This is a genomic window from Gilliamella sp. B3783, assembly GCF_026536125.1.
Classification (GTDB): domain Bacteria; phylum Pseudomonadota; class Gammaproteobacteria; order Enterobacterales; family Orbaceae; genus Gilliamella.
Window position 1 is genome coordinate 206,821 of record NZ_JAFNOU010000004.1, and the last position, 22,745, is coordinate 229,565.

Genomic DNA, 22,745 nt, shown 5'->3' on the forward strand with positions numbered 1-22,745 from the left:
ATATGTAAAAATAAAAAATAACGAATAATCAATATGATTGTCATTTAACATTCAATAAGGATTTGGATTTTAGGTTTTGTATATGTTCAAAATTAAGGATTTTCACATATATAGTAAATACTCTATTTGTAAACTATTCATAACAAAGAAAAAACTAGTTTTCTTATTTTTTACTCATTTCGCATTTAATATTTTTAATCAATTAATGTGGCTTCTAACTTTTAGATGGATTAATTCTCCTAAAAAGGTTATACACCTAAAACTTAACTCAACGTTATCTATTATTGTTATTCTTTTTTCACCTTATACCAAAGCGTTATCAAATATTACTGCTAAAACAATTGCAGGCAATGTGCCTTATTTACAATTAAAACCAGATCAAGACGGAAATGTAGGGACTAAAATTAAAGGATTGAATGAATTACTTGGTTTTATAATGCCTACCACCGAAAATAATAACGCCTTAAAACCCATTGGTGTAAGTGAATCGATCTCTTTTGGTGGTAAACCCTTGCAAGTACCAGAAGGAACTAAATTTTCTGATATTATTACGATGGTTCCAGCTAATGGACAGGCAAATGCATTATCTCAATTCAACGTTGGTGATGATGATGGCGATGCTTCCTTTACTGAAAACACAACCGTAGAGGGCACACTAACAGCAACCTGGTATGATAAAAATAACGTGATAAATGATTTAAGTCGTGAACTCAATTCGTGTGGCGGACCTTACTTTTTAAAAATTGGTGCACAAAACGTTGCGGTATCGACTAAATACGGCCAACCTAATAAAAACATTTATGGTAGCCAACCCGCTATTACATACCAATTTATGCCTGAGGGGGGGCCTAAATTATGCTTTGTTCAACCAAATATGATTGTTTCTAATGATGATTATTCTGTGACTAAATATTCTAATGGTTATAATCCAGAGGTATGGCATCCTGGTACAAGCTCGTCAAGTGTATTTCAACAAGGTGGGGGATTTAAAGCTGAAAAATTTAAACCGATAACCGGTTTTAAAGGTATTACCTTCAAGTTAATCGGCTCGGGAGCCGATCAAAGTCTGTATCGCTGCCAATTAGATAGCAGCAATAGTACTAACTGGGTTACATTGCTATCTTCGACCGCAAGTAAAGACTTAGGTGCAAATTGTCAAGTACGTTATGACAGTGTCACTAAACCCACAACACCCTTAACGATTAATATGGAATATACTGTTGATAAAGGCAAAACTTGGCAAAACATCGGTAAAATTACGCTCCCTATACCACAAAAATGGGCAATAATACCTACGCGAGTAACAGGATTTAGAGATTTTTTGGGGAGTAGTTATTTAGCCTACGATGAATGTAGAAGAATAATAGATGGTCAAGCAATACCGAAAACAACATCTGATCAGGTTAATGATATGTCAGAAGCAGGTAAAGCTTGGCGACAAAAATATCTATATCGAAGAGATGAATTGACCAATTCTTTACAAGCTAACACACCAGAAGGGACAGCCAAAGCAATAGATGATGTCCACAAATATCCCTCTTCTCGTGATTTAGGTACTTTTGTTAGTGAATGGGGTATGTTTCCAGATAATAAAACCTTTATTTGGACTGCTGAAATGTATCGTACAAACAAGCCATTTTCTGCAGTCTCTATCATGGGAAACATTTGGGATGATAGGTATGATCTTTCTCAAGCTCAATCAGCACAAATTTTATGCCGGGGCGAAGATGGAATCCGTACACTCCCTACAAGATAAAAGGGTTACCTAATAAATTATATTTTATTAATCGTTTGTCAGGTTAGATATTGATAATCTGACAAATTGCTCATAACGTGGTATTTAACTCCATTATAGTCAAACTGTTATTTCGAAAATCCAGCCCATTGTCTCACATTTTACTCTTGCTAAGTTGTCAAACGTCAAACGGGTAAAATTGTTATGTCGATTCATTCATTCGACGCAATAATTCTTCATAAAAAATAATATTATTATCATTTTTGATATGGCTTTAATCCTTTATAGTCATTCAACTCCATATCACTATAATCTTTATCAATTGTGTGTTGAATTATGCTTGTCAATTAATTTATTGATTTACAAATTTAAACAATTATTTATAGATTATTATATTCAAATATGTGAAAATTAAAAACAATCAACACTGTGTTGTTATACCGTTAAGTGATAACTAATGTTATAGGTTCGATGTATGTTTAAAATTAGGAAATTTTTCATAGATGATAAATATCCTATTTATAGGTTATTTATAATGAAGCGAGAATTAATTTCCTTATTTTTTATTAATTTTAAATTTAATATTTTTAATCAATTAATATGGCGTCTAACTTTTAAACGGATTTACCCTTCCAATAAGGTTATACACCTAAAACTTAACTCAATGGTATCTATTATTGTTATTCATTTTTTATTTATTTTTTTTTCACCTTATACCGAAGCATTATCAAATGTGACAGCTAAAACCATTGTAGGTAGTGCGCCTTATTTACAATTAAAATCAGATCAAGACGGAAATGTAGGGACTAAAATCAAAGGATTGAATGAATTACTTGGTTTTAGAATGCCTACAACAGAAAATAATAACGCATTAAAAATCGTTGATGTAAGTGAATCGATCTCTTTTGGTGGTAAACCCTTGCAAGTACCAGAAGGAACTAAATTTTCTGATATCATTACGATGGTTCCAGCTAATGGTCAGGCAAGTGCATTATCACAATTCAACGTTGGTGATGATGATGGTGATGCCTCCCTTACTGAAAACACAACCATCGAAGGCACACTAACAGCAACCTGGTATGATAATAATAACGTGATAACTGATTTAAGTCGTGAACTTAATGTGTGTGGAGGACCTTACTTTTTAAAAATGGGTGCTCAAAACGTTGCGGTATCGACTAAATACGGTCAACCTAATAAAAACATTTATGGTAGCCAACCCGTTATTACTTACCAATTTATGCTTGATGGGGGACCTAAGTTATGCTTTGTTCAACCAAATATGAATGTTTATAAGAATAGTTCTTACATGACTAAGTATCCTAATGGTTATAACCCAGAGGTATGGGATCCTGGCACAAGCCCATCGTCGAATAACTTGCAACAAGGTGGTGGATTTAAAGCTGAACAATTTAAACCAATAACCGGTTTTAAAGATGCAGCTTTCATGTTAATCGGCTCGGGAGCCGATCAAAGTCTGTATCGCTGTCAACTAGATAGCAGCAATAGTACTAACTGGGTTACATTGCAATCTCCGGTCGCAAGTAAAGACTTAGGTGCAAATTGCCAAGTACGTTATGACAGTGTCACTAAGCCCACAACACCCTTAACGATTAATATGGAATATAGTGCTGATAAAGGCAAAACTTGGCAAAACATCGGTAAAATTACGCTCCCTATACCACAAAAATGGGCAATAATACCTACGAAAGTAAAAGGATTTTTAGATATATTTGATGGGTATTTAGCCTACGATGAATGTAGAAGAATAATAGATGGTCAAGCAATACCGAAAACAACATCCGCTCAGGTTAATGATATGTCAGAAGCAGGCAAAGCTTGGCGACAAAAATATCTGTATCGAAGAGATGAATTGACCAACTCTTTACAAGCTAACACACCAGAATGGACAGCTAACGCAAGTGTTGATTCCAACAAATATCCCGCTGCTCGAGATTTAGGTACTTTTATGAGTGAATGGGGCGGGCCTTATTACTTCGGAACCTATCTTTGGACAGCTGAAATGTATCGTACAAACAAGCCATTTGCTGTAATCGATTATGGTTTGTTGGGAAGCGTTAAGGATGACGGTTTTGATCTTGGTCAAGGTCAATCAGCACAAATTTTCTGCCGGGGCGAAAATGGAATTAGCACACTCCCTACAAGATAAAAGAATTACCTAATAAATTATATGTTGTTAGTCGTTTGTCAGGTTAGATATTGATAATCTGACAAATTGCCCATAACGTGGTATTTAACTACATTACAATTATAGTCAAAATACCACTTAGGTCGTAAAACTGTTATTTCGAAAATCCAGCCCCATTGTCTCAGATTTTACTTTTGCTGAGTCGTCAAACGGGTAAAATTGTTATGTGAAAGAGTTGTTTTTTTGTTAACCTATTGATGAACTTGTTATTATTTAAGTCAGATAAATATTGTCAATAATAAGTAGCCTATCAATTGCGGTGAATAACTCGCTCCATCACTAGTTAATCAGTTAATTGTTATAAATAACCCTAGACCCTATTGTCAGAATCGTTACAATATACGCCATACTTTTATAGTAAAAGGTCTCTTTTACTAGGTTTAACCCAATAAGCGGATGATGTTTTATGGCGCAATATGTTTATACAATGAATCGAGTGGGGAAGATTGTTCCTCCTAAACGTTATATTTTAAAAGATATTTCTTTAAGTTTTTTCCCTGGCGCAAAAATTGGTGTGCTGGGTTTGAATGGGGCAGGTAAATCAACGTTATTACGTATTATGGCGGGCGTTGATACCGAAATTGAGGGTGAAGCGCGTCCACAGCCAGGTATTAAAATCGGTTATTTATCACAAGAACCGAAATTAGATCCAAAACAAACTGTGCGTGATGCAATTGAACAAGCCGTTGGCGATGCCAAAAAGGCATTAGCAAGGTTAGATGAAGTTTATGCAGCTTACGCTGATCCTGATGCCGATTTTGATAAACTTGCTAAAGAACAAGCTGAACTTGAAGCAATTATACAATCGCAAGATGCACATAATCTGGACAACCAACTAGAACGCGCTGCCGATGCGCTACGCCTGCCTGATTGGGATGCCAAAATTGAGAATTTATCCGGTGGTGAACGTCGCCGTGTTGCCATTTGTCAGTTATTGCTGGAAAAACCCGATATGTTATTAATCGACGAACCGACTAACCATTTAGATGCTGAATCGGTGGCTTGGTTAGAGCGTTTTTTACATGACTATGAAGGTACAGTGGTGGCTGTAACCCACGACCGTTATTTCTTAGATAATGTCGCCGGCTGGATTTTAGAGCTTGACCGTGGCGAAGGCATTCCATGGGAAGGTAACTACTCTTCATGGCTTGAACAAAAAGATCAGCGATTAGCTCAAGAAGCCGCAACCGAATCAGCGCGCCGCAAATCGATTGAAAAAGAGCTGGAATGGGTGCGCCAAAACCCGAAAGGCCGCCAAGCAAAAAGTAAAGCCCGTTTAGCACGTTTTGAAGAATTAAACAGTAATGATTACCAAAAACGTAATGAAACTAACGAACTGTTTATTCCACCAGGGCCACGTTTAGGCGATAAAGTGATCGAAGTGAATAACTTAACCAAGTCGTATGGTGATCGGGTATTGATTGATAATCTTTCATTCAGTATTCCTAAAGGCGCGATTGTTGGGATTATTGGTCCAAATGGTGCGGGTAAATCAACACTGTTTAGAATGCTATCGGGTAAAGAGCAACCTGACTCAGGTACCATTACTTTAGGTGATACGGTGCAATTGGCGTCAGTCGATCAGTTTCGTGACAGCATGGATGATAAAAAAACAGTGTGGGACGAAATATCCAATGGGCAAGATATTATGCGTATTGGTAATTTTGAAATCCCAAGCCGAGCCTATGTTGGACGCTTTAATTTTAAAGGCGTTGATCAGCAAAAACGAGTCGGTGAACTCTCTGGTGGTGAGCGTGGACGAGTGCATTTAGCCAAGTTATTACAAGTTGGTGGCAATGTACTGTTACTCGACGAGCCAACCAATGACTTAGATGTCGAAACACTGCGAGCACTCGAAAATGCGTTATTGGAGTTTCCGGGCTGTGCATTAGTGATTTCGCATGACCGTTGGTTCTTAGATCGCATTGCAACCCATATTCTCGATTACCAAGACGAAGGGCATGTTGAGTTCTTTGAAGGTAACTTTACCGAATATGAAGAGTGGAAAAAACGGACCTTAGGTGCAGAAGCCTTAGAGCCGAGACGTGCCAAATACAAAAGAATCACAAAATAATCATGTTTTGCAGGGTTTCTGCTGTTTACTGCAGTGGAAATCCTTTAGCATTGATATCAACTATATCCATATTCGTTAAGCAAATACTTTCCAAGCATTTTTCACCAAACGTGTCTTTTAATTAATTTAAAAGATAGTTTCTAACTTTTTTTGCCCTCATCTATCTATTGAAATTTTATCCATTTTTTCATCATATTGAATGATTAACACATAATGATTTTCAATATTAACGCTCAAATAATCATAGCTAAAACGTAATGTAAATTTTGATTCTCAAAATAATTTGAAAAAAAATTAAAGATATTTAAATTTTGGTCGATATTGAACAGGTTATGATAAGGATATCTAAAATTAATATAGAGGAAAACACCATATTTTTCTAAATAAAAACTTTTTAATAATAGGTTGCCAATGAATAGTATCAAACTAGTTTGTTTATTTTTCATCAGTATTATCTTAACTTTTTCTCACCAATTAGTGTTATTTATCTTTTTTAGATGGATTATTCTTTTTAAAAAAATCCCATTAGCAAAAAACAATTTTAGCTCTTATATTGCTGTTGTTAGCTTAATATCTATGATTTTTACGGTTAACGCTAATGCGTTAACTGCGGTGACCATTAACAAGATTAATGGTAGTAAACCTTATTTAACTTTTGATAAAGGTAAAACGAAAGTAACAAGTACAGAAGGTTTGTTAAGTGTAACGTTACCAGATGGTCGTCAGTATGTGTCATCCGGTGATATGGCACATTTATATCCAAATGCGATCGTTAATGATTCAACTATGACAAATCCAATTATTTTAAATAAAGGAGAGTTAGATTTTGTTAATATAAAAACATTTGTTCCACTTAAAAAAGAGGGGAATAGTAATTATCCGAGTGTTGCTTTAAACAGTTTAATCAAATTATATAACTATTGGGGGGATGATGATGGTGATGGCAACGTAACGGCTACCGGATCGTTAACGCTTTCATGGATAAATAAGCAAGGGCAAAATGTTACCAGTATGATTAGTAATAATACAATTACAGCATTAGATCCCTGTGATGCACCTTATCAACTCAATATTCAAACAACTGATGGTCTATTATCAACCCAGTATGGCATACCGAATACTACGCGTTTTAATGCTGCAACAAGTGTTTACTATATTACCCCAAAGATAGATATGCCTTATGTGTGTTATGCTCAGCCCAACTTTTCTATGGATCAGTCATATGGACCAAATTGGGTGAGTAAGAAAGGATTTAGAGTCGATAATATTGATAATGTTGCAAATAACTTTCCTACAACCGGTTCAAATGGTCTTCATTTTTATTTATTATTAGCAGGTATTACGCCAAATCAAGTTATTGCTGCAAATGGTGCTACCGTTTTCCCTGAAAATGGTAATAAAACCGTTAATTTGTCATTAACTGTAGAACAGACACAGAATTGGAATGGGCAGCCACAGTTGGCATTAAAAATTCTATTAAATGGACCAACCCAAGATTCTACTAATAGATCTTTTACTCCCTCAGAGTTTAAACTCTATTCTGATAATAATCATAGTCAGTTGCTTTATAATTTTAAAATCGAGCGTTGGTACATAACTAAGATTGAACAGGCAAATGGTTACGAAAATGCCAAAGCATTTTGTAATAATCTGGGGGCTACCTATCGAATACCAGGAGTTGAAGATTTTACTAATGGAAATGGATATGGCTGGGAGAATGGAATTCCAGGTCAGGGTAACTCTTATCGTCGTCAAATCAGTTATAAAAATGGTGATAAGTGGGTTGGTGGTTTAATGAATGAATGGGGGTATCTGAGTAACACGTCTACTGATTATCCTGCTGCAAAAAATTGGGATGGTTCAGGTATATACTGGACATCACTTGCTGTACCCAATATGTATGGTTTGATTTATGATATTAATAATGGAATGTATTCACAAGGTTATATCGGCTATAATATGCCATCAACATTAACACATCGTGTTGTTTGTGTGTCTCCTTGAAAGTATGAGTAAAATAATTTATTCACGCTATAATACAGTGTTTTTTCATAATTTAACTGCGCCGCCAATCAAATTTGGTGGCGTTTTATCTAATTTATGAGCTTATTGTTTTCAACGTTGAATAAAATCTTTTGATGACTGAATTATTTTGGCGAAAGTATGGGTTAATAAGCTTGGTATCGCATCTATACCTCTAGATTTTGCATCATCACAAACAGCAATAGCTAAATCCGGTTTTGAGCTTTTATGGATGGCTTTTTGAATAATTTTAGATACAGGCATATCGATATGTTCAATTGTATTATAAGCTGCCTGTTTGTACACATGACTAAAGCCATGTTTAAACAAAAAATTCTCGATATCTTTTGCCGGTAATATCGTAAGATAGTCATTCGAATCTTCATTTTGTGGGGTGAGCGATTTAACCGTATCGGCATATTTTTTTCCAGCCATATCGCCATCAGTAATCACATACCAATGGATCCCCATCTTATTAGCATATTTTATTAAAGGTTTTAAACCACATTGCGCAAATTCTAGTAATTGCACACCTTCAGAACCTAGATGATAACCACTTTGTTCGGCTAATTCACGCAACAACCATACTTCTGTTTCACCTTCAACTAATAACCAGCAACGAGCAAAAAGCGCTAATGGTCGACGATAAAGTACATGAAATAAAATACGGCGACTATCATCAGCACTCAGTGAATGAGGGGCAACATATTTTGTCACAATTTGACCGGGTAGACGGATTAACCGATAAATACTCTCTAATGGAAATAATGATACTAAGTCACTGGAGTTTGAGGTAATAATTTTTTGTGCTGGCAGGTGTTTAAGCAGGCGAAAACCAACCGATAAAATAATGGGATGTAATTGGCTTTCAGGTTCTTCTAAAATGAGAATTGGCATCGAGCTAGGTGAAAGGGGATTGTCACCTTTAGCGTAAACAATTGAATCAAAAATACCTAATAAAGCGGTTCGTAAATAATCATCATTAATATTATCTAAAGCATTATTGATACGTTCAAGTGAATTCCAATCTTCACGATGTGGGCTTGTTTTTTGTGGTAAATGTTTATAACGATAACGTTGAGCTGGATCGATAAAATAGTATTCTAACAAAGCACGTGCAGCTTTTAATCCTCGTTGTAATTCCTCTTCACTAATCGAGGCTGAATGTTGCTTTAATTGATTAGACAGTTCATTAATGAAGTATTCTGATAAAGGTTGGTTAGTGATGGGTAAATCATCTGCACTTAAGGTGTTTTTCAATGCCATTACAGGATTAAGATTAAGAACAATAGCAATCAGCAATTTATGATCTTCAATAGTAAAAGGATTATTGTTTTGGTCGACTAGCAGATGCTGAGTTACAATTTTACTATTTTGTTGTTTGGCGGTGATTTGATAAGTTATCCGTCGTAATTGATCTTCTTTAGATTGATAAGTAACAGGCAATAATGCTTGATAAGCTTGATTATTGAACTCGTTGGCATAGGATTGACAATACGTTACTTTAATACTGATATGATTGTCATTAGGTTTATCTTTATCACGATAAAAGTCAGAATCAACAAATTCATAAAATTTATTGTCTAGCGACAATAACATTAAAGCGCTAATTAAACTCGATCGCCCCCATCGGTTTTCACCAATCAGCACACTTGCTTCTGTATTAAATTTTAACGATAATTGACTTACACCCCTAAATCCTACTATATCAATTTGTTCAATAAACATCGTATTTCCTTATTGTTAAAGATTATACTTCTCGGTGCGTTTACGTATTTTTTCTGCTTTTTGTTCTGTATTGCTAATTAATTTATGCTCATCAAGCAAAATGGTTTTTAGGGGTTTATTGAAATAGACTTTCAAAAATAACCAAATATCGCGCTTTGTTAAGCCAATATTCGTTGATGAAAAATAAAGTCCGATCAGATCTTTATCACGCCAGCGTCTAGGCACTTTATTACGTGTTTGAGCTCGGTGTAAATCAATCACTGATAACTTAATCTGTTTTTGATGTTCAAATAATGGTATATCAAGTAAAAAATGACATAAATAACAATCACGATGATTAACACCAGCTGCATGCATTCTTGCTGTCATATTAGCTAAATAGATAATTAGTGAACGTTTTAAATGATAATTGGGTGGCGAAGTTAGCCATGTTTTTGTAAAGTCTTCTAAACTAATGGTTGGGTTTAAATCCTTAGTAACAATAAATGAATGGCGAGTTAAGGGATTTAGGCCCTTTCGACCAAATGCTCGTCCATCCATAGTATTAACTTTGGCTTGTTCTAAACGAGCAATCGCATCCCATTCTTGTTTAGCATCTAAAACAGGCAAACGTAGTGATAAAAGATTTTTAACAATCTCTTTAACTGTTGTACCTCGATGAATCTTAATAAAATAAGATTCATCATTAAATTGGAAATTTAATGTTTTACGTTGTTTTACTTCCCGATAAACTTTTCCCGATATTAATTCAACTTCTTGAAAGGGATCTTTATCTTTCCATAATTGTGCAAAAGGTGATTTAAGTTTAATTTCGTTCATGATTATCACAATCTAAAATAATATCGGCAGCACGCTCAGCTAAGTGGTATAAATCAGTAGTTTGACCGTAATATATAGCATTATTATGCCAGATCAATCGTTGCGCTTGATTGGTTATCGCATTGTCAAGCGCGCAATTTAAATCTGCTTGCACAAAAGGTTCAATCAGTACAAAACCAGCATCGGCATCGTAGACATGATAAGCATAACCAGAAATACCAGAGACAATGACTGGTACACCTGCGGCTAAACCTTCAATTAATACCATGCCAGCAGCTTCCTGCCTTGCTGGGTGTAATAATAGATCGGCTGCAAAAAGAAAATCAGGGATATCATTACGGCCAGAATAAAACCTGACTTGATTGCCAATATTCAAAGCTTTAGCCATTTTTTGATAAGGTTGCGCATTATCTTGCCCAACGACTAAATAAATTACTTTTTGCCTCAACTCAATGGGTAAGGAGGCAATAGCATTTAACGAACGATCAACCCCTTTACGTTTAAAGTCAGATCCAATTTGCACTATCACAAAAGCATCAAGCGCAATTTGATTGGCTTGTCTAAATTGTTGACCTTTAAGAGGCGATGCTAACTGGTATTTTCTATCCGATGCAATGCCCGGTGGTAACAGATAAAATCGTGAAGGTTGAGTCTGATAATATTTTTCAAAATCACTAATTTGCTGTTTAGTTAGCACCATTATTTTTGTATGATGAGCGGCATTAAATACTGCATCTTCGAAAGCTAAATAGTGTTGACATCGTTTAGATAATTTATAAAGCAAACCTTTGTGTGCTACTTTTTCGGCAAAACATGTGTCGCCAGCAAAATAGACATCCAAGCCAGGCATTTTGTTAAAACCGACAACACAATCAACAGGGTTGGACTCAAGATGAGCTTTAACCCAATTATAATAAGATTGATTTCGGCTGTGGTTTGAAAAGCCCTTTTTGGCGACCTTTATAACTTCAAATTCATCAGGTATATCGCCTTGCCACTCCATGACATAAACACGGATCTTATGACCACGATCACAACAAGCCTTAGCAATTTGCAAAAAATCACGTTGCAAACCGCCATAAGGAAAATATTTATAGATACAAAAAGCTAATTGCATGCAAATTGCCTCGAGTAATAAAGGGGTATTATATACTCAGTATTGATTGTTGCGCAAAGTTTGATTTTTAGTAGTGAGCCTTATCACAATGCTTAGTACAGACGAGTTTATAAGTATCGAGTAATCTTATTCATAGCGAAATAATCGATAAGTGTAAATCATTTGAATGATGAATCCTTTTTCACAAAGATTCATCACATTTATTGAACATTCTGTTATCGACAAAAAATTCAATATTATTAATATTACTTCACCCTATAAGCAAAAAATAGAGGTAAGAGGTAACGTTAAATCAATAATGATAGTTGTTATAGGATCAGTGTCATTCTATGTTGCAGCTTATGATCAAACTTAACCATAATCTTTTATTGGTATTGAAAAATCAGTTATTTTTAACGGGTAAAAAGAAGTTAATGATGATTAATATCTAATTAAAATGAACGTATATTTAGCTTGAATCTGGTTAAAGCAAGACTTGCTTTTAGACGATTTATCTTGTTTATTCTCAGTTGATCTAAATATCCACTAATTTAGTGAAAGAATTTTAATTGCCAAATATTTAAAAACAAAATAACTCAATCACCATTTGCTTATCGATACAAAGTTAACGAAAGTAAAACGTTTGACCGTAAAAAATGCTTATTAATTCTTGAGATACTTTGATGTTTACAATCTTATGCATTTTATATTATATTGCCAAATCTATTACATATAATCTGGTTAGTAAAATTTAAAATGAATAAGGACGTTTTTTTTAACAATAAATATATTATTTTATTGTTATTTATTGTTGTCTGTTTTACATGGGGAACAACATGGATTGGCATTAAGTTTGCTGTTGAAACCGTTAACCCACTGTTAGCGGCTGGTTTACGTTTTGTTATTGCATTTCCGTTTTTAGTATTAATTACTATTATCGCTAAATCACCAATATTGTTTCCTCGAAAATCATTACATTTTTTCCTGTTATTAACCCTATTTTACTTTACTATTCCTTATTTCTTAATTAGTTTTGGTGAACAGTATGTATCGTCAGGTTTAACATCACTTCTATTTAGTACTATGCCTATTTTTTCTATTATTTTTGCTAAAATAATTTTAAAAGATAAGATTTATTTGAATCAATTAATCGGTATTACAGTAGGCTTTTTGTGCTTAATATATATTTTAGTTTCTGAAGGATTTATTCTTTCGTATACCGATTTTTTAGGTGTTATATCAATACTTTTAGCAGCATTGATGCATGGTTTTTTGTATGTATACTCCAAAAAAGCAGGTGCAGGCATCAATGTATTTACTTTTAATACCTTACCTATCGGCGTCGCTGGAATTGTACTGTGCTTGTTAAGTTTCTTGTTTGAAGAAAACAATTTCCAACTTATTTCTTTAACTAGTTGGCTCGCATTAATTTATTTAGGTATTTTTGCTTCGGTGTTTGGTTTTATTGCTTATTTCTTTTTGTTGAAAAGAATGAGCCCTGTTGTTTTATCATTCATTTTTATTATTTTTCCAGTCGTTGCAATTTTGATTTCCTCTATTTATGAGCATAAAATCATTTCAACCCGTTTTATTATTTGTACAATCATTATGTTATGTGGTTTTGCTATAACTAAATTACCGCTCAGCATTTTTAAAAAGTTAATAACGCGAGGAAAAACAGCAGATAATCAATAAAGATTAACGAATTTTTTCAATAAAATTTGAGATAGTTATACTGCTGGAATTGAAGCATTATACTCATTCGGCCTGTGTGCCGAATGTTTTATACCAATTGTTAAACATAATTGCCTTAAGCCGATCTCATTGATTAACAAAAAAGATAACTCGCCGCCTAGTTATTTTTATGGTGATTGAACTCAATATTTTAACCAACCTAAAATCAATGTTAGGCACCTAGATCTTTATCATCACTATTACCACAAAATTACCGAGTTTATTCATTACAAATGATGATTTTGTGATTGGCGATCTCAAATAAAGTAAAAACCTCAAATTTACTGATACGTTTGTCTATTTTGTCACTTTAACAAAATGATGGGTGTAAACCTGATCCCCGGATTGACTTATTGCATCTATAACGACAATTATTTGACTACACTATGCAGTAATTGCCTATGGGCAATAAATTCACTGTAGCTAATCGTTTTCCATCTATGGTTTACTGATAATTGCTGGCAAAATATTTTACAATTAATTAATAGCAATATTTTCGGTTAGTAAATCACTTAATGCATGTTTAACTATCTGGATATTATCCATTAAACTCTTTTATGCTTTAAAACAATAACTGTCACCAATGGCACTTCCTTGCACGCCAAATTGACGTAAATTTTGATCGACAGCATTCATCGATTGCCAATGGTTTTCACACCAATCAGGGGCAAGTAAGGTCGGTTTTCTGGCGTTAGCCGAGATGCGGTGATATAAAATATCCGCTGGGGTTTGCCTGATAACATCACCTGCAATATCGACATACTGCTCCAAAGATAATACATCAAGCCGACCTGCACGCCACGCTTTAGCCATAATACTGCCTTCGACAATATGTAACGGATGCAGTTTTAAACCATCCACACCAGAATTAAGCACTTGATCTAAAGTCACTAAATTATCTTGTTTACTCTCTTTTGGTAAACCAATAATTAAATGGGTACACACTTTAATATCCAGCTTACGTGCTTTTTGTACTGTTTGCTGATAATCAGTAAAGGTATGTCCACGATTAATTGCATGCAACGTTTTATCATGTGCGGTTTGTAAACCTAGCTCTAGCCAAACTTCATAGCCTTTAGCTTGATAATTAGCTAATAAATTAAGTGCTTCATTGGGTACACAATCAGGGCGGGTTCCCACACAAAGCCCAACAATATCAGCACTATTTAGCGCCTCTTCATACATATTTTTTAAGATTTCAACTTCGGCATAAGTACTGGTATAAGCTTGAAAGTAGGCAAGGTAACGTTTCGATTTTTTCATTTGCTGAGCTTGTGAAGTTAACTGATCTGCAATCGACTTAACTTGAATTGACTCATCAATAATGGAGGCGACATTACAAAATGTACACCCTCCTTGACCAATAGTACCGTCACGGTTAGGACAGGTAAATCCACCATGTAACGTGAGTTTGTAAATTTTTTCACCATAACGTCGCTGCAAATCAGCGCCAAAGGTATTAACCACTAAATGTAATTGCATAACAAACCCAAAATAAAAATTTTGCCCATTCTACGAAGATAGCTATTGAACATCAAGATATAACAAAAATCCCAATGTAATAATCTGGTTAGCTCTAACCCATTTTACTTAACCAATGAGCGTTACTTAAAGCTTGTGTCAAAGGCAGATTTGAGTTTATTTAGATAATATAATCAGTATTAAAAGCAAAGAATTTTTATAAATCAATTAAAAAAGTCACAAATGAGATTTATAAGTACAGAAACGTGAGGAGTTCGTTATGGCTTTATAATACAACGAGTTAACCAATATATTGCTTGCTGTTACTAACAATGTTAAACATTTTATTCATCGAAAAAGTTCATTAACAATATAAGTCTTAAAATTAAATATTTTTTAACTAATCAATATGAAAAAAAGCCAATTATCGAATTATATGAATAATAAGGTAGATTACAAAATAGCTTACAAATTTTTACACAAAAGTTTATTACAATAAATTTAGTTTGATTTATGATAGTTCAAAATGATTATTTAATTATTTTGTATTAAAACGATAATATTGCTTTCAATTTACTTACTTGAATTTTCATAAGAAATATTAAATAAATATACTGATTGGGAAAAGTATGATAAAATATATTCAAAATCGGGCATCGGGCATCGGGCATCGGGCATCGGGCATCGGGCATCGGGCATCGGGCATCGGGCATCGGGCATCGGGCATCGGGCATCGTTAATTTTGATGATTTAATCTTTTTAGTAATTTGTCGTAATCAAATTGTTAAAACAACAAATTTTCATTCCTCTTTCAACACATTAGTATTCTCAGTTAGTTGGTCTACCCTTAAAATAGTTTCACTTGTTATTTGTTTTTGTTTATGGATGTTTAATACGCCAATTGTCGATGCATTAACCGCTAAAACTTCTTCCACTATCAGAGGATCTTCTCCATTTATTTTATTTAACGGTATTAATGATAATTTATTAACTATCAAAATTGGTAATGATGTTTATTTAAGTGATCCAGCTGGAAATATGATGAAATTAAACGAAAATGGTAATTGGGATAGAGTCCAAGCCATTTATTTTAATAATCCAGGCGATACGTTTAAAAGTGTTCAAACCATTGTAACACCCGATACGGTAAACTATACTTTAGGTACCAATTTAGCACAAGATATTGATGGTGATGGCGATTTTACAATATCAGGTGCGATAAATGCCAATTGGCAAGATAAAAATGGTTTACAATTACAAGCCTCTGATTTAAATGAATTACCTTCAAAATGTTTTGCCCCTTATAAACTGACCATAACAATTGATTCGAATGATGGTGTTCAACTAAAAACTGCTTTTGGAATTCCAAATCAAAAAACGTATGTAAAAGACTCTGCTGTATATTATATCTATCCTCATGATACTCAGCCATATGCTTGTTATGCTAGGCCGGGTAGTATGGAAAATAGCACGGGTATTTTTGCTGGTCCAATCAATATGTGGGATACATCAAAAGGATTTATAACACAATCGGGTTTATCAAGAAATTATAATCAAAATTTCCCTACTTTAGCTGGAAATGGTGTGTATTTCGATTTATTAATAACCAATGGGATGGATAATTTAAATTGGCCAACAGTAAAAGTGGGTGATATTACTGCAACTGTAAGTAATATTACAAAAGACAGTGTAAGGGTAACATTAAATGGGCCTGCACCGACCTCTAGTGAACATGGTGCAACTGCACGTAAACCCTCGGTGTTACCTGCGAATTTTAAAATACAAGGTAATTTGAATGGTGTGAAGGTGGTTGAATATGGATTTGAATTACAAAAATGGTTTGTTGTTCGCGATAAAGATAAACTAGAAACGAGTGCTGGACAAGCTAACTGGTGTTTTGCGCTTGATGGTCAACCAGGTCGCCAAGAAACAATAACGGCTCAAGAATATCGTTTACCCGATCCGGTTGACTTTACGACTGCATCTGGTTCTTTCATGTTTGAAGGTGTAACAAGATATATATCTGGGTTAAATAATCCGAATATTCATACAACAACAGATGGTGGGCGTTATTGGCGTCATATTAATGGTGGTGTTTTTAGTGAATGGGGAAATTTAACCAATTACGGTTTAAATGTTAATTTAGATAATTATTATTGGACAGGTAGAAGGCTTCAACAAAAAACTATTGATGATTGGGACTATTTAGTTGTTCGTCCAAGAGATGGAAATATATCGGCGCAGTTAGGTCAAACAATTATTTATTCTACTTTTTGTTTTACCCCAGATTGGATGGATTGGTAATTCAATAGTTATGTTATTTCTTTTAATTTAGCTAATTTAGTTACATTATCTATCGGTTTATTTGCGACGTTATACCAATTTTTGCATAGCAAAAATTGGTATAAAAGCCATATTGGCGTCGGAGCAAATCGCAAATTAAGGTTAAAATATAACCAATTCAAGTATTGATAGGTATAAGTAAAACATTGAAAATCAAATCAAATAAAAATTCCCACTGAAATATTAAGTTATCTTATTAAAAATAAATTATAACTATTTTTTGATTGTCAAATGATAATTATTATTATTTGTTGTTGATCATTAACATTATTAGCAATAAGATATCGCAATCATTACAAGTTAGCTAGAGGTGGACTGTGCCTTGCATGATGCGCAAATTAGTTATTGTTTTATTGTCATCAATATTTTCAATATCGTTATGTTATGGAGATATTTCTTTACCCAATCCTCAAACCAAAGATGGAATGGGGCTATTTGAAAGTCTAAAAAAACGAGCTTCAACCCCCGGTGGTGGTTTTCCTATAGGTAATTTATCCGATGATGAATTATCCACAGTGCTTTGGGCTGCAAGTGGCTTAAATCGTGGTAAAACAGGGTGGACGGTACCAATGGCGAATGGTAAAGCGCCTTATGTTCGTTTGTATGTTGCTAGTGAAAAAGGGACCTTTTTATATGAATGGGATGGTCAATATTTACGTGAAATTAATAATAAAGACATCCGTGCCGATATTGCGATGCAAAACTTTACCAAGCGTGCAGCTTATTCTTTAATTTTTGTGTTCGATCAAAACTCCCTTACAGATACGCCAGCAGATCAAGCTAATGATTTTGCCCAAATAGCTGTGGGTGCAATGAGTCAAAACATCTACCTTAGTGCTGCTGCGTTAAAATTAAGCGCCAGATATATCCATTCTATTAAACCAGATGCCATATCCCAAGCGTTGCAATTGCCTGAAAATAGTAAACCAATTGGTATTATGTTACTAGGAAAATAAAAGGAATAAAAAGTGAAACGATTTCTTGCAGTAGTATTGTTGATAATTACAAGTGTGATTGTTTTTGCTCCCTCTTCTTACGCTGCTGAAAAAAAATATCAAAGCTGGAATGCTATCATTGATGAAATGGATAGCATACTCAATGATTCCTACGATATCTATTTTATGAAAGACAGTGATAGAGCAAAAGAGCGCGTAAATAACGCCTATTTTGGTTTTTATGAAAAGCATGGTGTCGAAAGGGCTGTGATGTCATATATTTCTGGCAAACGTGGTACCGATACCGAATACCAATTTGCTAAAATAAAACGTTTAATGACTGATGGTGCACCAAATAAAACAGTACGAGCAGAAATCGACGTTTTATTAAAAATGCTACATGAAGATGCCAATGAGCTCGATGGTAAAAAAGAGAGCGGTTGGAGTATTTTATTAGCTTCATTTATTATTATTTTCCGTGAAGGATTAGAGGCTATTTTAGTTATTGCTGCTATATCGGCCTATTTAGTGCGTTCAGGCAACTTACCTATGGTTAAAGTTGTTTACATGAGCTCGTTGTTTGCAATATTTGCCAGTGTTTTAGCGGCAATTGCGCTTCACTCTATTTTTGATATTAGTGGCGCTAATCAAGAAATGATAGAAGGTGTTGCAATGTTACTTGCCACCGTCGTGCTATTTTTTGTCAGTAATTGGATGTTTTCAAAGGCTGAAGCAAAAGCATGGAAAAACTATGTTGAAGGTAAAGTGCAAACGGCAGTTTCATCGGGTAGTCGTTTTGCATTGGGATTTGCCGCCTTTTTAGCTGTTTTCCGTGAAGGTGCTGAAACTATTTTATTTTACCAAGCAATGTTGGCTGAAGCTAAAGATCATATGGATATGGTGTGGTATGGTTTAGCTGTAGGTTGTATTGTGCTTGCTATTATCTTTATGCTAATTCGTTTTGGTACCATGAAATTACCAATTAGACCATTTTTTATTGGCACAAGTACACTAATGTATATTATGGCTATAGCTTTTGCTGGAGGTGGAGTAAAAGAGTTACAAGAAGCCGATATAATTCCTGTAACGCCGGTTGATTTTGTGCATTCAATCGATATTTTAGGGATTTATCCAACCATTGAAACGTTAATACCACAAATATTTATGATATTAGTTGTTATCATATCAGTGGTTTATTTAAAAGCTAAACATAATAAACAAAACGTTTGATCCATTTAATTTGTTGCTTAAAAGTTGGTTAGATGTTGATTAATGATATTTCGAAGTCAATTTAAATAGCAAAGAAAGTAGTGATTGCTTTAATGATAAGTAATTAAATAAAAGTAAAGGAGTTTTCAATGAAAAAATTAGTACTAGTTGCGGGTATTTCGTCAATACTTGCATTATCATCTGTTGCGTATGCAGCAGCACCTGCTCCAGGTGAACAAAAAGGTTTTGAAGAGTTTCCAATCGGTGATGAAGTGACAGTTGGACCATTACATATTGGTGCGGTTTATTTTCAACCTGTAGATATGGAGCCAGCTGGCATGGGTGGTTTACCTGCATCAAAATCTGATATGCACATTGAAGCAGATATTTCAGCAGCAGAAGGCAATAAACTTGGTTATGGTGTTGGCGATTTTGTTCCTTACTTAACGGTTAAATATAAGATCCAAAAACAAGGTAGTGATAAAGCCATCGAAGGTAACTTTATGCCAATGAACGCATCAGATGGTCCGCATTATGGTAACAATATTAAACTTGATGGTGCAGGTAAATATAAAGTCACATTTACTATCGAAAATCCAGAAAAACAAGGTTATTTATTGCATGTAGATAAAGAAACCGGAGTCGAAGGACGTTTTTGGACTAAACCAATTGAAGTTTCTTGGGATTTTGATTATATTCCTCGAGCATGGTAATGATATTTAAAAAATAGTATCAGTTATACTTAATATTTTGTAGTATTTATTATGGCGAGGTTTTCACTCGCCATAATAGGTTGTAACCATTAGGCAATTAATATGCTTCAATACCTTATAAAAATCACCGATAATACTTTTGTTCCCATTGTTGTATTAGCACTGTTAAGTGCGATGATAGTTAGAGCAATACCTAATTATAATAACAAAATTTTTACCTTCGGTTTTATAATAGGACTACTTGCAGCATTAATTTATGCTATTTTGAAGCGAAATACAGGTTTTGCTGTTCGTGAGTTTTATGACCTTGGCATCATCACCTTGTGGATGATAATTGCGATACCGTTGTTTATCTGCGCAATACTAAAAACACCAATCAATTGCCAGCTCGGCAAAATTTTATTTACCCTACTATCTGTGCTTGCTATTGGATTAATTGCTGCACAATTTTTACCGAATTTAATGCTTTATCCCTTTGAATTTTCAGTTGGGATGGAGTCTATCTTTAATAACGATTATTTATTCAAATGGGTTGGTTATTGCTTTGCTTTACTCATTGCTGGATTAATCGCTGTATTTACCTTCCGTCTATGTAGGCGTTTATCAAATAAATTCGTTCAAACAACGATTCTGATCGCTTTGCTTATATTTACGATTCAAAATAGTATCAATCTGATCCAAATTTTAATTGTAAGGCGATTTATTAAACCACAAAAATGGATGATGGAATTGGTGATTTTTGTATTAGGTCACGTTAATTTCTTTATCTTTATTTTTATGGCAATAGTGTTGTTATTAGCCATAGCGTTATATATCCAATCCAAAACAACGTCATTAGTTGGCAGCAATCCAGCGCAAATTCGTAAACTTAACGCACAGTTACGTAGTGATAGACGTACTTCGTTATTACTAATTGCTGGTGCAGCAATAACTGCTTATACGGTAACAAGAGCACGTTACATTTTTGAAAAAGGTGTTGAACTTACGCCTGCTGAACCAGTTTCCCCTAATGCCGATGGTTTAATTGTTATTCCATTAGATAATGTCAATGATGGTAATTTACATCGATATGGTTACAAGGCTACCGATGGTACATTAGTTCGTTTTATTGTGATTAAAAAAAGCGAAAACGCCTATGGTGTGGGTTTTGATGCCTGTGATATTTGCGGTGCAAGTGGTTACTATCAACGCGGTAATCAAGTTGTCTGTATTTTATGTGATGTCGTGATGAATATTGCAACGATTGGTTTTTCAGGTGGTTGTAATCCTGTTCCACTTAAGTATGAAATTATTAATGGGAATATGGTTATTCGTCCCGCAAACCTAGAAGCGGAAAAAGCACGCTTTAAGTAAAGGTTACCAAAGGAAGAGTTTATGTTTCGCAGAATGTTAATTAGTGTATTAGTGCGTCAAAAAAAGAAATTATTTTTAATTGCTTTGACAGTAGCACTTGGTGTTTCACTTGCAACAGCCATGTTAAATGTTATGTTTGATGTTGGTGATAAAGTGAATCAAGAGTTAAAGGCTTATGGTGCTAATTTAAATATTGTCCCTCGCGGAACAGCGCTTGTTAGTGAAATGTACCAACTCGACGATAATAATGGCAAACAACAAGCTATGCAGTACATTAAACAAGATGATTTAGTCAAAATTAAGATGATCTTCTGGGCTTATAACATTGTCGATTTTGCTCCCTATCTAACAGCTCAAGCTAATTTGAATGGCAAACCTATTACCATTGTGGGCACTTGGTTTAATAAACACCTGACTATTCCAACTGGGGATGAAGTTGATACCGGTATGTTAGCCATGAAATCATGGTGGACAATTGAAGGTAACACCATGAAAGATGATAATTTACAAGGTGTCATGGTGGGCGAAACTGTCGCTAAACAGTGGAATTTAAAGTTAGGTGATACCATCAATATTACCTCTCCACAAACAAATAATTCATTAACGTTAACAGTTAATAATATTTTCCACAGTGGTGGCGTAGAAGATTCACAGCTCTATGTTTCCTTGCCGGTGGTCCAAAAGTTAGCAAATAAAGAAGGGCTTGTTGAACGAGTTGAAGTGAGTGCATTAACCACACCAGAAAACGAATTGGCACGTAAAGCAGCACAAGATCCAAATAGTTTATCAAGAACTGAATGGGATACTTGGTATTGTACCGCTTACATTAGTTCAATTGCTTATCAACTTGAAGAATTAATGCCTGATGTTCGGGTTAAAGCGATTATGCAAGTCGCTGAATCTGAAGGTTCTATACTGCAAAAAACACAATTACTTATGTTGCTATTAACCATTTTATCGTTAATTTGCTCGGCGTTGGCAATTTCAAATTTAGTTACTGCCAATGTTATTGAGCGAAGCACTGAAATTGGTTTACTTAAAGCATTAGGGGCAACAAATACAGCGGTCGCAATGCTGATATTAACTGAAATATTGATTATTGCCTTGTTAGGTGGAGTTTTTGGTTACTTTATTGGCTTGGGGTTTGCTCAAATTATTGGTCACACGGTATTTGGTTCATTTGTCGAGCCGAAAATGATTATTATTCCGTTAGTATTAATTATGGTCGGTTTAATTACCTTTGTCGGTAGTTTACCCGCTTTACGAATAATGATGTTTTTACGTCCAACAGATGTATTACATGGTCGATAAAAA

At 34.5% G+C, this 22,745-nt stretch carries 15 protein-coding genes; 11 read left to right on the top strand and 4 right to left on the bottom strand.

The features are described from left to right. Nucleotides 1-205 precede the first annotated feature (205 nt). The 4 genes from J3U59_RS05715 to J3U59_RS05730 all read left to right on the top strand — a co-directional run bounded on the left by J3U59_RS05715 (nt 206) and on the right by J3U59_RS05730 (nt 8,022). Nucleotides 206-1,756, top strand: coding sequence for a hypothetical protein (locus J3U59_RS05715; RefSeq protein ID WP_267333499.1), 1,551 nt, complete (start codon nt 206-208; stop codon nt 1,754-1,756). Nucleotides 1,757-2,270: 514 nt separating this feature from the next. After that, a complete protein-coding gene (locus J3U59_RS05720) occupies nt 2,271-3,905 on the top strand; it encodes a hypothetical protein (RefSeq protein WP_267333498.1) in 1,635 nt (544 codons plus the stop codon). A gap of 445 nt (nt 3,906-4,350) precedes the next feature. Beyond that, entirely contained in the window at nt 4,351-6,018 is a 1,668-nt protein-coding gene (gene ettA / locus J3U59_RS05725) for an energy-dependent translational throttle protein EttA (protein ID WP_267333497.1), read from the top strand. Nucleotides 6,019-6,429: 411 nt separating this feature from the next. Continuing rightward, nucleotides 6,430-8,022 carry a hypothetical protein gene (locus J3U59_RS05730; protein WP_267333496.1) on the top strand — a complete coding sequence of 531 codons (1,593 nt, stop codon included), beginning with the start codon at nt 6,430-6,432 and terminating at the stop codon, nt 8,020-8,022. Between the two features lie 111 nt (nt 8,023-8,133). Here J3U59_RS05730 and J3U59_RS05735 read toward each other — a convergent pair whose 3' ends face one another. From J3U59_RS05735 to J3U59_RS05745, 3 genes are read right to left on the bottom strand one after another with little or no spacing between them, the layout of a single operon-like run. Then, a complete protein-coding gene (locus J3U59_RS05735) occupies nt 8,134-9,768 on the bottom strand; it encodes a DUF2813 domain-containing protein (RefSeq protein ID WP_267333495.1) in 1,635 nt (544 codons plus the stop codon). A gap of 15 nt (nt 9,769-9,783) precedes the next feature. Then, entirely contained in the window at nt 9,784-10,587 is an 804-nt protein-coding gene (gene rfaP, locus J3U59_RS05740) for a lipopolysaccharide core heptose(I) kinase RfaP (protein WP_267333494.1), read from the bottom strand. Continuing rightward, a complete protein-coding gene (locus J3U59_RS05745; protein ID WP_267333493.1) occupies nt 10,574-11,704 on the bottom strand; it encodes a glycosyltransferase family 4 protein in 1,131 nt (376 codons plus the stop codon). Before J3U59_RS05745 ends, rfaP begins: the two co-directional genes overlap by 14 nt. A gap of 735 nt (nt 11,705-12,439) precedes the next feature. Here J3U59_RS05745 and J3U59_RS05750 point away from each other — a divergent pair. Further along, nucleotides 12,440-13,378, top strand: coding sequence for a DMT family transporter (locus J3U59_RS05750; RefSeq protein ID WP_267333492.1), 939 nt, complete (start codon nt 12,440-12,442; stop codon nt 13,376-13,378). A gap of 594 nt (nt 13,379-13,972) precedes the next feature. On the opposite strand, the gene J3U59_RS05755 is transcribed toward J3U59_RS05750, so the two are convergent. After that, complete coding sequence (locus J3U59_RS05755) at nt 13,973-14,899, bottom strand: TIGR01212 family radical SAM protein (RefSeq protein ID WP_267333491.1); 927 nt, start codon at nt 14,897-14,899, stop codon at nt 13,973-13,975. Nucleotides 14,900-15,763: 864 nt separating this feature from the next. On the opposite strand from J3U59_RS05755, the gene J3U59_RS05760 reads away from it, so the two are divergent. The 6 genes from J3U59_RS05760 (at nt 15,764) to J3U59_RS05785 (ending at nt 22,742) form a co-directional block, all read left to right on the top strand. Continuing rightward, a complete protein-coding gene (locus tag J3U59_RS05760) occupies nt 15,764-17,182 on the top strand; it encodes a hypothetical protein (RefSeq protein WP_267333490.1) in 1,419 nt (472 codons plus the stop codon). A gap of 365 nt (nt 17,183-17,547) precedes the next feature. Then, complete coding sequence (locus J3U59_RS05765; RefSeq protein WP_267333489.1) at nt 17,548-18,177, top strand: nitroreductase family protein; 630 nt, start codon at nt 17,548-17,550, stop codon at nt 18,175-18,177. Between the two features lie 12 nt (nt 18,178-18,189). Further along, nucleotides 18,190-19,386: an FTR1 family iron permease gene (locus tag J3U59_RS05770; protein WP_267333488.1), complete on the top strand. Its 1,197-nt coding sequence runs from the start codon at nt 18,190-18,192 to the stop codon at nt 19,384-19,386. A 128-nt stretch (nt 19,387-19,514) separates the two neighbouring features. Continuing rightward, entirely contained in the window at nt 19,515-20,078 is a 564-nt protein-coding gene (locus J3U59_RS05775) for an iron transporter (protein ID WP_065634676.1), read from the top strand. Between the two features lie 102 nt (nt 20,079-20,180). Further along, nucleotides 20,181-21,431, top strand: coding sequence for a Fe-S-containing protein (locus tag J3U59_RS05780; RefSeq protein WP_267333487.1), 1,251 nt, complete (start codon nt 20,181-20,183; stop codon nt 21,429-21,431). Nucleotides 21,432-21,452: 21 nt separating this feature from the next. Next, on the top strand, nt 21,453-22,742 hold the full coding sequence (locus J3U59_RS05785; RefSeq protein WP_267333486.1) for an ABC transporter permease: 1,290 nt from the start codon (nt 21,453-21,455) through the stop codon (nt 22,740-22,742). Nucleotides 22,743-22,745: the final 3 nt, after the last annotated feature.